Annotated in this window: 11 protein-coding genes; 6 read left to right on the top strand and 5 right to left on the bottom strand. The window is 49.4% G+C overall.

Going from position 1 to position 14,590, the window contains the following annotated elements; translation table 11 throughout:
• Nucleotides 1-170: 170 nt before the first annotated feature.
• On the bottom strand, nucleotides 171-1,109 hold the full coding sequence (locus AC0YNS_RS16515) for an NAD(P)/FAD-dependent oxidoreductase (RefSeq protein ID WP_475782462.1): 939 nt from the start codon (nucleotides 1,107-1,109) through the stop codon (nucleotides 171-173).
• A gap of 400 nt (nucleotides 1,110-1,509) precedes the next feature.
• Here AC0YNS_RS16515 and AC0YNS_RS16510 point away from each other — a divergent pair, with 400 nt between their 5' ends.
• The gene (locus AC0YNS_RS16510) at nucleotides 1,510-2,703 is read left to right on the top strand and encodes an NAD(P)/FAD-dependent oxidoreductase (RefSeq protein ID WP_090982039.1); all 1,194 of its coding nucleotides are present in this window, start codon (nucleotides 1,510-1,512) and stop codon (nucleotides 2,701-2,703) included.
• Nucleotides 2,703-2,957 (top strand): hypothetical protein, encoded by a 255-nt coding sequence (locus tag AC0YNS_RS16505; RefSeq protein ID WP_090982037.1) that lies wholly within the window; start codon nucleotides 2,703-2,705, stop codon nucleotides 2,955-2,957. The genes AC0YNS_RS16510 and AC0YNS_RS16505 overlap by 1 nt, the downstream gene beginning before the upstream one ends.
• A 52-nt stretch (nucleotides 2,958-3,009) precedes the next feature.
• Here AC0YNS_RS16505 and hemQ read toward each other — a convergent pair whose 3' ends face one another.
• Entirely contained in the window at nucleotides 3,010-3,756 is a 747-nt protein-coding gene (gene hemQ / locus AC0YNS_RS16500; protein ID WP_475782076.1) for a hydrogen peroxide-dependent heme synthase, read from the bottom strand.
• A 156-nt stretch (nucleotides 3,757-3,912) separates the two neighbouring features.
• Here hemQ and AC0YNS_RS16495 point away from each other — a divergent pair, with 156 nt between their 5' ends.
• The 4 genes from AC0YNS_RS16495 (at nucleotide 3,913) to dnaI (ending at nucleotide 7,793) form a co-directional block, all read left to right on the top strand.
• Nucleotides 3,913-4,218 carry a YuiB family protein gene (locus AC0YNS_RS16495; protein ID WP_475782075.1) on the top strand — a complete coding sequence of 102 codons (306 nt, stop codon included), beginning with the start codon at nucleotides 3,913-3,915 and terminating at the stop codon, nucleotides 4,216-4,218.
• 88 nt (nucleotides 4,219-4,306) lie between these two features.
• Nucleotides 4,307-5,182 (top strand): alpha/beta fold hydrolase, encoded by an 876-nt coding sequence (locus AC0YNS_RS16490; protein WP_475782074.1) that lies wholly within the window; start codon nucleotides 4,307-4,309, stop codon nucleotides 5,180-5,182.
• Between the two features lie 112 nt (nucleotides 5,183-5,294).
• Nucleotides 5,295-6,815, top strand: coding sequence for a replication initiation and membrane attachment family protein (locus AC0YNS_RS16485; protein ID WP_475782461.1), 1,521 nt, complete (start codon nucleotides 5,295-5,297; stop codon nucleotides 6,813-6,815).
• Between the two features lie 21 nt (nucleotides 6,816-6,836).
• Entirely contained in the window at nucleotides 6,837-7,793 is a 957-nt protein-coding gene (dnaI, locus tag AC0YNS_RS16480) for a primosomal protein DnaI (RefSeq protein ID WP_475782460.1), read from the top strand.
• 56 nt (nucleotides 7,794-7,849) lie between these two features.
• Here the strand turns inward: dnaI and AC0YNS_RS16475 are convergent, their stop codons facing one another.
• From AC0YNS_RS16475 to AC0YNS_RS16465, 3 genes are all read right to left on the bottom strand, one after another.
• A complete protein-coding gene (locus AC0YNS_RS16475) occupies nucleotides 7,850-9,388 on the bottom strand; it encodes an S-layer homology domain-containing protein (protein ID WP_475782073.1) in 1,539 nt (512 codons plus the stop codon).
• A gap of 85 nt (nucleotides 9,389-9,473) precedes the next feature.
• Nucleotides 9,474-13,334: a bifunctional 2',3'-cyclic-nucleotide 2'-phosphodiesterase/3'-nucleotidase gene (locus AC0YNS_RS16470; protein ID WP_475782072.1), complete on the bottom strand. Its 3,861-nt coding sequence runs from the start codon at nucleotides 13,332-13,334 to the stop codon at nucleotides 9,474-9,476.
• Between the two features lie 155 nt (nucleotides 13,335-13,489).
• Nucleotides 13,490-14,509 carry a sulfate ABC transporter substrate-binding protein gene (locus AC0YNS_RS16465; RefSeq protein ID WP_475782071.1) on the bottom strand — a complete coding sequence of 340 codons (1,020 nt, stop codon included), beginning with the start codon at nucleotides 14,507-14,509 and terminating at the stop codon, nucleotides 13,490-13,492.
• Nucleotides 14,510-14,590: the final 81 nt, after the last annotated feature.

Raw genomic sequence — 14,590 nt, 5'->3', positions numbered from 1 at the left:
GTTTGTAGGGAGCAAACCGGACAGATAGCCGTAAGCTGCTCCAAGCCATTGCAGATGGGACATAACATAGATAAGGGTACCCTCCTTTGCCATTGCGACGTAAATCAGCATGTCAGGCTAAAGACTAGGATACCCTTTTTTGATTTGTAATACGTGCAGAAAGTCGAAGGCTACAGCTTCATATTGCTGCTATGTCCGGGTGAGAGCTTAGCGGTAGGATCTACATAAACCTTGGCATTGTTGATGGCTGTGGGCGCTTCACCGAATCCAACTGCGATTAGCTTCAGCTTCCCGGGATAAGTGGTAACATCGCCTGCAGCGAATATACCGGGAACGCTCGTTTCCATCCGAGAGTCTACAACAATGGAGCCGTTATCGATCCGGAGTCCCCATTCGGCAATCGGACCAAGGGATGAAACGAAACCATAATTTACGATGAGGGCATCGACGACCGGAAGCTCCGTGAAATCGGATGTTTTGCCATGCTGTAAAGTGATGCGTTCAATATGGTGTGTACCATGCAGGGAAGTAATTTCATATGGTGTTAGTACGCGGACAGTGGACTTCAGTAAATTCTCGACGCTGTGCTCATGAGCTCGGAATTTATCTCTGCGATGCACCAACGTTACGCTTGCAGCGATTGGTTCAAGCATGAGCGACCAATCAACGGCCGAATCGCCGCCACCGGTGACTACGACATGTTTGCCTTTGAATTGATTCAAATCGCTAATGAAGTAATGGAGATTTTTCTTCTCATATTGGGTCGCTTGCGCGAGCTCCAATCGTCGCGGCTCGAAAGCACCGACTCCGGCGGTAATGATAACGGCTTTGGCAAAATGCGAGGTTTTGTCCGTCACAATCTCGAAAGAGCGCTCATCGTGCTTTATGACGTTGACGACTTTCTCCTCCAGGTGAATGTCCGGTTGGAATAATTCCATTTGCTTCTTCAATTGCTCCACAAGCTCACCTGCGGTTACTTTCGGAAATCCAGCCACATCATATATATACTTCTCCGGGTATAGTGCGGCTAATTGGCCCCCCAATTGAGGCATACTTTCAATGATCTTGACTGAGGCTTGGCGCATACCGCCATAGAATGAAGCAAACATACCTGCAGGGCCGCCGCCGATTATCGCAATATCGACATGCTGGGGATTAGTTGAGTTGGACACAGTTGACACCTCCAAAAAGGTAACAAAATGAACGAGCACATGCTGCCTTACATTTGGATGAATCTACATCTTCTTGTACATTATATCTGTTCGACAAGCTAAGAGGAAATAAGAAAATTGGATGTTATTCTAAATATTTTCGTATAAATTACCCTTGAACTTTACTGAAAAAGTTTGTAATATGTGAGGTATTAGTATTCGATTTGTCGAAAGTAGACACGGGCTATCATAAAAGTGGGATATGGGTCACACACTAACATTATTCATTGTCTGTGTTTGTGTAATTTTTCACAAAGTCTGTAAAGAAAAAGAAATTACGAATGGATGGGATCCTGCGATGAGCAACATACCGAAAATTGTTATTCTTGGTGCCGGTTACGGCGGTATCTTGACAGCACTGCGTCTTCAAAAAGAACTGAACTACAATGAAGCTGATGTAACGCTTGTAAACAAGCATGACTACCACTACTTTACAACGCATTTGCACATGCCGGCTGCGGGTACAGACAAAACCGAAAACGCGCGCGTGAGCATCTCCAAGCTGATTGACGAATTCAAAATCGATTTCGTTAAATCGACAGTTGTTCAAATCCGCACGCAAGACAAGAAGGTCATTCTTGAAGACGGTACTCTCTCCTACGATTATCTTGTAATCGGCCTTGGCGGCGAGCCGGAAACGTTCGGAATTCCAGGTATGCTTGAGCATGCAATGAATATTCGCAGCATTAACTCCGTTCGTCTAATCCGCGAACACATTGAGTACCAATTTGCCCGTTACAAACGCGAACCACACCGCACAGATTACCTTACTTTTGTTGTCGGCGGCGCCGGCTTTACAGGTATCGAGTTCGTGGGCGAGCTTGCTGATCGTCTTCCAGAGCTTTGCAAGCAGAACGACGTGGATCCATCGCTTGTTAAACTATATAACATTGAAGCTGCTCCAACTGCGCTTCCAGGTTTCGATCCGGAGCTCGTTGAGTACGCTATGCAAGTATTGACGAAGAAAGGCGTTACATTCCGCATCGGAACAGCGATCAAAGAATGTACTCCTGACGGCGTAGTCGTTGGCGACAACGAAGAAATTAAAGCAGCAACCGTCATTTGGGCAGCCGGCGTACGCGGTAATCGCTTAATCGAAGAAGCAGGCATCGAAACGATGCGCGGACGCGTTAAAGTGGATGAGTCGCTTCGCGTTCCGGGCCACGAGAACATCTATGTTGTTGGTGACAACTCCTTGATGTTCAACCCAGAAGGCCGTCCGTTCCCGCCAACTGCACAGATCGCTATGCAGCAAGGCGTAACTTGCGCGCACAACCTGGTAGCTTCGATTCGCAACCAACCGCTGAAGAAATTCGAGTTCAAGAACAAAGGTACAGTTGCATCCCTTGGTAAAGGCGAAGCAGTGGGTCTTGCATTCGGCAAGAAATACAAAGGTGGCGTAGCAGCATTGCTTAAGAAAGCAATCGACGTTCGTTACCTGTACATCATCGGTGGTATTCCACTCGTACTTCGCAAAGGTAAATTCCTGTAATGCGACACTGCAGCGTGCAGGTTCGTGGTTTGCTGACGCGCGATGAACTGGATCGGTACAACGCGCTGATGGAAGTAGGCTCCTTCTTGGAGTCGCAGAACCGTTACGACTTGGCTTATACGGTGCAGAAGGAAGTCGATATTCTCATTTTGCCGGGCATTGAGCGGCTTAAGGAAAAGGGCAGGGAGCGGGACCGTCAGACGGAAGCGTATCTCGAAGCGAAGCGTATCCTCGAAGAGGACGACGAAGACTAAACAAATAAAGCGGATGAGGCGTCCTAAGACGTTTCATCCGCTTTTTATTATGTTAAATGGCGAATAGCTCTTGCAGCTTCTCGTCGGTCATCCGGTTACCGAGATAGAAGTCGCCGAAGTCGCCGAAGCGCGCACTTACTTCATCGAAGCGCATTTCATAGACGAGTTTCTTGAACTGAAGCGCATCTTCCGCGAACAGCGTGACACCCCACTCCCAGTTGTCGAAACCGACAGAACCGGTAATGATTTGTTTTACTTTGCCTGCATAAGTGCGTCCAATCATACCGTGGCTGCGCATCATTGTGCGGCGTTCGTCCATGCTGAGCATGTACCAGTTATCGTTGCCTTCGCGGCGTTTGTTCATTGGATAGAAGCAGATATGGTTCCATTTTGGCAGAATCGGCTTCAGTCGAGCGAGAATTTCCGGGTTTTGCATCGGGTCGGTTCCCGGTGCTGCCATATAGTTGCTCAATTCCACCACACTTACATAAGAATGAGCCGGAACTGTGAATTGGGCGAAGGTTGTTTTATTGAATGCAATCTCGATGGCATTGAGCTCTTCCAGCGTTTCGCGCAGATGCATCATGACGAAATCCGCTTTCTGGCCAACGATGGAATAGAATGCCGTGCTGCCTTGTTTATTATCTTCAATTGTCTGCCATTCGCTGAGGAAGGATTGAAGCTCGTCCAGCGCAATGGCGCGTTCGCCTTCATCCGCAAGCTTCCAAGCTGTCCAATCTATTGAGCGAAAATCGTGCAAGGCATACCAGCCTTCGAGCGTTTGTGCTGCTTCACTCATATTGCTCACTCCTTGTCATTTGTCTTTGTCGTCTACATTGTAACGTAACGCAGCAAAAGAGAGCAAATGACGGACTTGTGACAACACGCCTGAATGAATTGACTTCGGATGTGCCATCTACTACACTATTCGTAGCGAAAGGGGTAGACGACTCGGATGAACGGTGACGTTAATATTTTACAGCTGGTTATTGCAACAGTATTGTTCTTTGTAATGATGTTTGGAATCGGATTTATTCTGAATATGCTGCTGAAAACAACATTTATGCCGATTTACGCATTTATACTTGTACTTGTACCGCTTTTTGTTTGGCAAACATGGGATCATTCGAAGAGCTTTTCAGGCAATTTCACATCCTTTACCTTTGTAGATATTTTGCCGGCAATCGGTGCGCTGATCGGCGCTTATGTAAGTGGAGCGACCATTCGTGCGCTGCGCAAAGGCGGATACAAAATGTTCTAAACATGAAACATCAAACGGCATGGCCATACTAAGGGAAATTCGCAATCAGCTCTACTCGGGCTGACAACGAAAGCCGAGGTGTTGCGTTATGCCGTTTTTGAATATTGGCGATACCACACTGCATTATCATCAAGATGGTTCCGGGCAAACGCCTATCCTATGTGTTCATCCGCCTTGCTTGACCAGCCGATTGTTCGCAACTGTTCAGGAGAAATTAACGGCGAGTACCAACCTAATCCGCTTCGATATTCGCGGTCATGGATACAGCGAGGCGGGCAGCGGAAAGCTGACACTTGCGTTAATAGCGGAAGATATAAGAAGGCTGCTCGATGGTCTTGGGGTGAAGCAAGCGTATGTATGCTCCTATGGGGCAGGCTCGTTTCCGGCTTTGGCGGCCATGCTCGCTTATCCGGAGCGATTCCTCGGAGGCGTTATTGTATCCGGCGCTTCTGCTTATACGGATATCGTCACGCGCTCGAAGCTGCAGGCTGCATTCGTTTCAAGCATTCTCGGCCCCAAAGGACCCATTGCCTTCAAAGCGGCTTGGTCGGAGGCAGGGAGCAAATCCTCCTTCGAAGAGCTGCATACGGAAGCAAAGCTTGGCGACTCCACGAAATGGCGGGAATATACGGCTGCTTGCCTGGATAGTTCCGTCCAGAAGCGGCTTCCTCAATTGAAGCAGCCTGTTCTCGTTTTATATGGAACTGCTGATAAGACCGGTCAGAATTATGCGGCCGAACTTAAACGCCGACTGCCAAACAGTGAGCTGTATGGCATCATTGGAGCGGGGAGGCAGCTTCTTACGAAGGAGCCGGTGACGACAGCTTTCGTCATGACGCAGTGGCTGGCGAAACAGGAGCATCCTGAAATCGCGGATACGTTCGAAGAGCGAGAAGCCTTGCTGGATGAACTGATCAGCAAAGGCGTTCAAGAAGGAGCAGTTGACACGGCCACTCACCATTAGGTTTGCGAAAGTTCCCTCTGGCGGGGGAATTTTCTTTTTTCTGTGCCTCAAATGCAGGCCGCTTTTATGGTAAACTAGTAGGAAGAATAAAAGGCGGATGGAGTCAAATGAGATGCGGATCGGCAATTTGCACCACTTTACAGAGCATCATCGATGCTACATCTTTCGCGATTTTTCGCTGAGTGCGGTTGATCGCAAAATGGTCGGATTGATCTATCAATCTATGATTGGAGCGTTCGCGGCAGGGTTCTATCAGTTTCTATATCAGCAGGTGCCTGACGACCGAGTCGGTTATTCACCGCTTGAAGCGCAGCGCAAACTGCTGCTGGGGCTTGGCCTCGAAATGAACGAACGCGGCAGGCAAGATTTAATCAACCAAGCTTCTAAGCTGGAAGCGGTCGGCCTTCTGCAAGTGTCCAGGCTTGGAGTGCCGGACAATGACGATGTCGTGTATGAATACGAGTTGGTCAAGCCATTATCGCCGGATGAATTTTTTGGAAGCCCACATTTGACATTGCTGCTTCGCGATAAGGTCGGCAAGCACTCCGTTATTGCCCTGAGGGAATCGTTCTATGCCAAGGAGTCGGACGAGCTTGCCAGCGTGGAGCTGCAGCGCGATAATATAACTGTACCTTTCTACGAGCTGTTCCGATTGAATACGCAAGGCATTGACTTGGAGCTCGAACAGGCGCTTACAGAGGTTGCGCCGGCACGACAGCCTGCACCGAAGCCGCAGCTGGAAACAGCTGGTATTGGATATGGCGATATTATAATGCGATTCCCGCGTAATGCAGCGAACAGACATCATGTTGAACGGCTGCGCGGTGATCATGAAGCAGTTGCTCAATTGAATTACGTCGCTTATAAATACAATTTAACCGTAGTTGATTTAGTCCGGCTGCTTGATGAGGACCATGTATTCTCCGGCAAAGGCGATCTGCTCATCGATGAGCTTCAGCTGAAGGCCAATCAAATGTACCGTCAAGATCGGAAGCGCACGGATGAGCGGCAGCGTTTATATGGACGAGTGGCTGCGGCCAAAGCAGATCATGGATCGGACGACAGTGAAGAGCCGCCGGATGAAGTGGCTGTTCAGGCGGAGCACTACATGGAGGTTCCGACGCAGCTGGCAGGACGCTGCGACATTCATCAATATAATATGCTGATGCGGAATGAGCCGCACACGCGCTTTATTTCACGCTTTTTCCCGGGAGCTGTTCCGGATTGGATGATTCGGGTATTCGAGAAGATTGATCTTAATTATCGCATACAAGGTTCTGTTATTAACGTACTTATTCATTATGTAATCGTTCTAAATGATTCTCAGCGCGTTACTGAAGCGTATATCGACCGAGTAGCATCCAATATGCTCGTCAAAGGGATTGACTCGTTCGAGAAAGCAGTCGGTTATGTGCGTGACCAGGTGAAGCTCGAGAGCGACAAAGAACGCCGCCGCGACGGCGTGCAGCAGGCTCCGAGAGGGAATACGGGAGGCAGCTCCGGTGCACCGCGCGGACGCCGTAAACCGGCGATTCCGATCATGCCCGAAGCGCCAAGCGGAACGCCGCTTTCGGCCGAAGAGATGGAGGAAATCCGGCGAATGGCTCGCAAGCTGGATGGGAAAACGACGTAATTGAGGTGAAGGTTTATGGGGATGGAATCGCTGGGTGATTTGCTCAAGCAGATGCCGGGAGGCGGAAGCGCATTAAGGCAAGCGGATAAATTAATGGAAGAACTGCTTGCTGACCCACTCGTAGGCAAGCTTCGTTCCAAATATCCGGAGCTGGATAATGAAACAATACGGCTTAATTTAAATAAAATTTATCAATGTACCAAAGAATTTCGGATTTGCAGCAACTGTCCGGGACTTGACCAATGTCCGAATGATTTCGAAGGACACTATACAGAGCTCAGCTGTGAAACAGTTGGCGGCCAGGTGCAGTTGAACGATCGCAAAGTGACTTGCAAGAAGCTCATTGCCAGACAAAGCGAGAACAAGATCCGCAGTCGCATTCGCAGCTTCTATGTAGATGATCGAGCTTTATTAGAAGGCTACTCCGCGGATGAGATCGTGTCGAAGGATATCGAACGGATGAAAGCTGTCGGTCAGATTATCAAGTACATTAACGTAACCAAAGAAAGCGGACTCCAGAAGGAAGGGCTCTATCTAACAGGGTCGTTCGGTACGGGCAAGACGTTCCTCATGTGCTATATGCTCCATGAGCTTGCGAAGGCAGGTTTCACCGGCGCTATTGTGTATATGCCGGAGTTTGTGGAAGACTTGAAATCACTGATGCTGGAGCAAGGCAAGCTGAAGGAAACAGTCGATCTTATGAAGGAGACGGATCTTCTGATCTTCGATGATATCGGAGCGGAGAATTTGAATCCATGGGTGCGAGATCATGTTCTTGGTGCTATTCTGAATTATCGGATGAACCGTAAGCCGACGTTCTACACGTCCAATTATGGGTTAGATGCAATCGAACAGCATTTCAGCTTTACGAACAAAGACGGTGACGAGCTGCACAAGGGGCAGCGGCTGATGGATCGAATTCGGCCGTACGTCCAGCCTGTTCATGTGACAGGACATAATAAACGCGGCCTTCGTTAATTGTCTCCACATATACAGAAGAGCCTGCCGTCCATATAGACGGCAGGCTCTTTGCTTTACGCGCGGTACAGCAAGTTATAGAGCACTTGTGCGGATTCTGCGCGCGTTGTATGGCTGCGAGGAGAGAAGAGATGGTCACTGCCAACCATAAGGCCGGCATGAACGGCGGCTTGAACCGCTTCCTTCGCCCAGCTGCTGATGGCATTCTTGTCGTGGTAGGAATCAATGTCAGTCGCGCTGCCACTGGCTTGGCCGTGCTGCTTCTCATAGACGCGAGTAATCATAAGGGCTAATTCTTCGCGTGTAATCGGCTTGTTCGGTTCAAACTTTCCTGCGTTTGTGCCGGATGTAATGCCGTTCTCGTAGGCTGCAGCAGCAGCATCGGCATACCAGCTGCCGGCTTGGATATCGCTAAAAGGTGCAGCTTCTGTCGCTTTCAGGCCGAGGGCGCGAACGAGCATCGTAACAAACTCGGCACGCGTTACTTTCGCTAGAGGGCCGAAGCTGTTTGTGGAAATCCCTTGCACGACATGCTTCGCAGTCAACTCCTCAATCACATCAGCTGCCCAATGAGTCGCTGGTACGTCGACAAACTTCGTTGTGTACGAGAACACGCCATATTGACTGAAGTGGCCCACTTCGGCAGTTAAAATGTTACCTTTAAGGCTACCGCCGATGTACTCGATTACACCGCCATCCGAGAGATAATAAATCCCGGCGAGACGGGCATCCGCGCCTTCCGAGAGTTGAAGCTGCAGCGTTACCGGCTTCGTAAAGCTGCTTAACTTGTTCTTGGAGCCATCCTTGAATGCGATCGCAAGGGTCAGCTCAATGACTTGGCCTTGCGGCTTAAGGCCGGTAGCGGCTTCACCGAGCTTAGCAAGAGCAGAAGCAGCTTCACTGCTTGTCAGCTTGTTGAATTGAAGCGAGAGGCTGGCATCCTTATCGGAGCCGGCTAGCGCGGAGAGAGCGCTTAGCACTTCCTTCGGCAGTGTGACGGTTCCATTCGGAAGCAGAATTCGGAAGCTGTTATCGCCGATGGTTGAAATGACGGATGCTGGGATGTGCAGGTCCGAGCTAGCGGAAGTAATCTCACGGGCATCCAATGTGGCTACACCATTAGCAGCGGAAGAAACGTCCGACAGCTCGAATGGAACGATCGTCACACCTTCTGGAGCTGTTGGGTTGCCGTTATCTATGGGAGATGTAGGAATGCCGCTGCCGCTTGAGACTACAGTAAATGTCCTGGTCGAGACGTCAGTACCTTGTCCTGCTATAACTTGAAAGCTGCTGCCGATTGCTGCGGTGCTAGGTAGTGTAAATGATGTGCTATAACGGCCATCGGCCGACTTCACGATATCGAAGAACAGGATTGTACTATCTGGACTGATGACCTTTACGATGACTTCAGCAGCATTAGTTGTGCCGCTGATCGAAACCGAACCGCCGGCAGTGACACCGGCTACAGCGTCAATTGTCGTGCCAGCAGCAGCTTGCGATGAACTCTCGGCATAGGCAGCTAATGGAGCTGCGACAGGGACAGCTAACGCGAATGACAAAGACAATGCCGTTAAGAGGAATGCTTTTCTCTTCAACTTGATGCTCCTTTCTAGTGTGGACGGGACGTGGCAGGGGCAGGTGAGTGACAGTAGTCCGGGTTCACCGCTGTAAAAGCTGATTTTATGGAGTTGTCGTCATATTCGTGATCCGGCCTTTTACAGCCGCGGTAATGGTTCCGTAATTGAACGTTTTCAACACATAACTGTAGAAAGCATCAATATCGGTCGGTCCTGCTATCGGCTGCTTGCCTTGTGTAAGGATCGTGTAGTTGTCGCCGCCGGCTGCCATGAAGTTATTGACTACCGCTGTGTATTCAGCCGTATCGGTAATTGCGGTGCCATCTTCTTTCGTTAAGGAGACGATTCGCTCCGCGATCGGTTTACTGAAATCGGCCGTATAACGAAGTCCGGAGATTTGCAATGTTTTCGTGCTGGCTGCCGTTTCTCCCCATTGCTGCTGCAGCAATGTCTTAATTTGCGCGCCGGTCAGCGTCATCTTAATGAGCTGGTTCCCAAACGGTTGAATACGGAACAGATCGGAGTAGAGCACATTACCGAGCGGTAGATCAGCACGGATGCCGCCCGGGTTCATGAATGCAAAATCGGATTGCATAGAATCCTTCATGGCATCGGCGATCAAGCTGCCAAGCGCAATTTCTTGCGTATAGGCATTTTCTTTCTTATAGGCAACTTCAGTGGAGCCCACCGGCAGGGAAAGCTCTGGATGTCTGCCAAGGGCTGCTTGTACCATTGCACTAACTGCAGCATCCGGCGTGATACCGGCTTGATTGACGTCGACAATCGTCGCTTCCTTCTTCACGATATCATGTGTTTGCGGATCGATTTCAAGATCAACGTCGGCAAATGCCGTACCATAAGAGTAGGCTTGGAAAACGAGTTTGTTGTCGACGATTCCGTTTACTTTCGCATGGTTGTCACCGGCGAAGATAACGTCAACCTCGTCACTTACGGCATTTGCAAGGTCAGCTGCCTCGCCGGTAATTGTCGTACCGCTTTGTGAAGCGGGGTCGTGAGCAAGCACAACGATCGCTTTGACGCCTTGTGCGGTTAATTCATCAACGGCCGCGTTTACCACAGGAGCTTGATCCACGATATTTACCGGTGCAAGCGCGGAAGGAGAGACTTTGCTTGGCGTCAGCATTGTGACAACACCGATGAAGCCGATTTTTTCCCCGCCGACCTCCTCAATGACATACGGTGCAATGATAGGTTCACCTGTCACTTTGTCGAGCACATTGGCATTGATATAATCGATAGTGGTTTTGGCATACGTGATACTCGTATTGATTGGATCTTGGCCCCCATTTAATTGAGCCATGAGCGCTGGAACCCCTTGATCAAATTCGTGATTGCCAAGTGTTCCGACTTTAAATCCGAGCAGTTCCATGAAATCGAGAGTAGGCTTGTCGCGCTCAAGCGATGAAACCGGCGAGCTTGCACCTACTGCATCGCCATTATGGACGAGCAGGGTATTTGCCGGGTTATCTGCTTTGTGCTGCTTGAGGTAGGTTGCCAAGTAAGCTGCACCACCCAGAACATTCCCTCCGGCTATGGTGGAGTAGTCCAACTGACCGTGAAAATCATTAATACCTAACAGCTGAACCTTCACATTCTCTGTTGGCTGTGTTGCATCACCGTGAAGATCAAGCTTGAAGACGCCGAATCCTTTCTCGTCGGTACGCTCAAGCGATGTGATTCGCGGATTAGCACTCAAGTATGTTTTGGCAGCCGGAGAAGTTGTAAACGTGACGTTAAGATCGCCTTGAACGGGTGCGATCGACCAGTTGTTGTCAGCGGCCGGATTAATCGTACCTTGCTCCGAGATGTAGTCCATCAGAACTTGGCGATTCTCGCTAGCGGAATCCAATACGAGCGGAGAACCTTTCACGCCAGGGAAGTTGCCTCCACCGAAAACACGGTAATTGTTGCTGACCACGATGAAATCTTGAGCTGGATCAACCGGTTGCCCGTTGTAGAGCAGGTTAACAATCCGGCTGGATGCTGCATCGTTGATTGTACCGTCTTTGGTGTACTTCGCCGGTTTAGTGACATCTACCTGATACGTGACGCCATCGATGACATCGAAGTTGAAAACCGGAAAGGATGAGTTCAGCAGCGGCTGTTCGGCTGTTTTGCTCGGATCGATCTGATTGAAAATTCCGGCAGACATTTCGAGCCAATCCTTAACGACGGAGCCTTTTACTTTAATGGCCTTCAGCGTATTGTCGTAGAGATACAAATCGCTGGCGCTCTTAATGGCAAGATCGCCTGCCTTAATATCCGAATATTCACTCGGACCATTGCGGCCGGCTTTGAACGGGGCGCCTACGGATAGAATCGGGAGATCCTTGTCCGGCGAGTTCTTAGTATTCAATTCTTGCTGTACGAACCACTTCTGCGCTTGCGTAACGATTTGCACGGAAGGGTCGTCCTGTACGAGTGCAAAGTAGCTGTAAATAGGAACCGAAGTTTGACCAATCGCTTGGTTTGCATAGGCGATTGTCGCTGCATGTTCGGCTTTAATTGCATTGACGACCGCAGAATCAGCGTCAACAAGCGGAAGCTTCTTCACACTGTCATAGATATACTTGTTGGAGGATTGCGAAGCAGTAACCTTCCATTTGCCATTGGTTTTGTTCAGCGTAAGGTCGATGATGCCAAGATTGGCGCCGCCAAAACCAGCCTGTACAGCCGCAACGCCATTGATTGTGCCTTTCGCATTATCGACACCGGGAAGCGGGTTGCCGCCCGCGTCCTTGAAGAGCGGATCAAGCGCGCTGACACTGGCAGCAGGGAAAACCTTATGAGTATGCGAGAACGTAATGGCGTCGATGCCAGCAACTTTACTGAGCGGATAAACCGCATCCTCAGCACCTTTATCTGCCTCAGCATTAACATTGAAGCCGGAGTGTGTGAGGGCAACAACGACTTCTGCGCCTTCAGCGCGCATAAGAGGAACGAATTTCTCGGCTGTCGCTACGATGTCCTTCGTAGTGACTTTACCGTCGAGATTGCCTTTATCCCAATCCATGATTTGAGGAGTAACCAATCCGATGAAGCCTACTTTTACCGTCTGCGATTGACCGTTCTCGTCCTTGAACGTTTTGTCCATAATGACATACGGCTTGTACTTATTAACGTCGTTGCTTGGATCGGTGTCGTGATCGTCTACATAGACATTCGCGTTGACATACGGGAATTTAGCGTCATCGATGGCTTCATTCAAATAATCAAGTCCGTAATTGAATTCATGATTGCCGAATGTTGCAATATCGTAGCCCATTAAGTTCATTGCTTTATAGGCAGGATGAACGTCGCCGTCTTGGAGCGGCGCTACTTTGGCCATATACGTGCCGAGCGGCGTGCCTTGAAGCAAATCGCCGTTATCGACAAGCAGCGTATTCTTCACCTCTGAGCGTGCTTGCTTCACCAAAGTGGCTGTTTTAACTAGTCCAACATTCTCGGCGGGAGCATCCTTGTAATAATCGTAGTTCATGAAATTGGTGTGTACATCCGTCGTTTCCATGATGCGCAGCTTCAATGTCGAACCGATCGTGATCGGATCGGCCAGACTATTGCCCACATCAGCGAGCGTTCCGCTATAGGAGTCAACAACAAATACTTTGACGGACAGGCTGCTTCCCGTCTTATTGAAATGCGCTGTCACTTTCTCGCTGCCTGCAATATCTTTGGTCAAAGCTGCAATTCCGATCGGAACAGCGCCATCGAACAGTTCGAAAATAACCGTTTCTTCCCCGGCATGTCCTACAGTTGACGGGGCTACGACAGCACTGGCCAGAACACCGCCGGATGTATCCATCATTGCGTTTGTAATCGTAAAGGCTCGCTCATCGGCGGCTTGTGCGTGTACAGGGCTCGGAAGATAAGATGATGTCAGAAAGCCTGCGAGAAGGGAGGCGGCAATTGCAGTCCGCGACATTCTCTTGCGAATAGAAACCATTTTCTAGTAACTCCACCTTTCAATTGGTATAAGAAAAGTGTAACAACTAAGGTATTAAATTGGGTTAAAGATTATGTTCTATTCTTGTAAAGCAGGGAATGTATAGAAAAAACCGTACATCGGTTAGGATGTACGGTTTTTGGGATGAGATGCGATTATGGTTTGTAAATATCGTCGAACACGCCGCCATCGCTAAAGAACTTCGTTTGTGCTTTGTTCCAGCCGCCGAAATCGCGGATGTTCGTAAGCTCGACGTTTTTGAAGTTTTTCGTGAATTCCGCAGCGATTTTCGTGTTCGTCGGACGGTAGAAGTTCTGAGCAACGATACGCTGACCGGCGTTCGTGTAGAGATAGTCGAGATAGGCTTTAGCCACTTCCCGTGTACCGTGTTTCTCAGCGTTCTTCGTGACGACAGCAACCGGTGGCTCTGCAAGGATGCTATAGGAAGGGGTTACGATTTCAAAATCCTTGCCATGCTCTTTCAGCGCCAGGTAGGCTTCGTTCTCCCATGCCAGCAGCACATCGCCGATTCCTCGTTCAACAAAAGTCGTTGTCGAGCCGCGAGCACCGGAATCCAGTACAGGCACGTTCTTGAACAGCTTGGTTACGAATTCCGTTGCTTTCGCTTCACTGTTGTTATTGTGTTTTAAAGCATAACCCCATGCAGCAAGGAAGTTCCAGCGTGCGCCGCCGCTTGTTTTGGGGTTCGGTGTAATGACGGACACTTTATTCTTAACCAGATCGTTCCAATCTTTTATCTTCTTCGGGTTCCCTTTGCGTACTAGGAAGACGATTGTGGAAGTGTATGGCGAACTATTCTTAGCAAACCGCGATTCCCAGCCGTCATTAATCAAGCCGGTTTTCTGAATGGCATCAATGTCGTAGGCAAGAGCAAGTGTAACAACATCTGCTTGCAGCCCATCGATAACAGAACGAGCTTGTGCGCCGGATCCGCCATGCGATTGCTTAATCGTAACTTTCTGTCCGGTTCTGGCTTTCCAATAAGAAGCGAAGGCTTTATTGTACTGCACGTACAGCTCACGGGTCGGATCGTACGAGACGTTCAGCAGCTCGATATCCGGTTTTGCCGGTTTGGTTACGGCTGCAAAGCTGGTGGAGGATAAGGATAGGATTAATGCCAGTACGGTGATCGTGAGTAGCAGTTTTTTCTTCATCGTTCAACTCTCCCTTTATTATAGTGCTCCATCCCGATCTGACTGATTGGACAAAAAAGGAGGCCCAGGCAGAGTGCGTCC

The sequence above is a fragment of the Paenibacillus sp. J22FR21 genome, from assembly GCF_056269135.1.
Note: the sequence above shows the minus strand (reverse complement) of the source record. Positions and strands in the feature narration are given on the sequence as shown.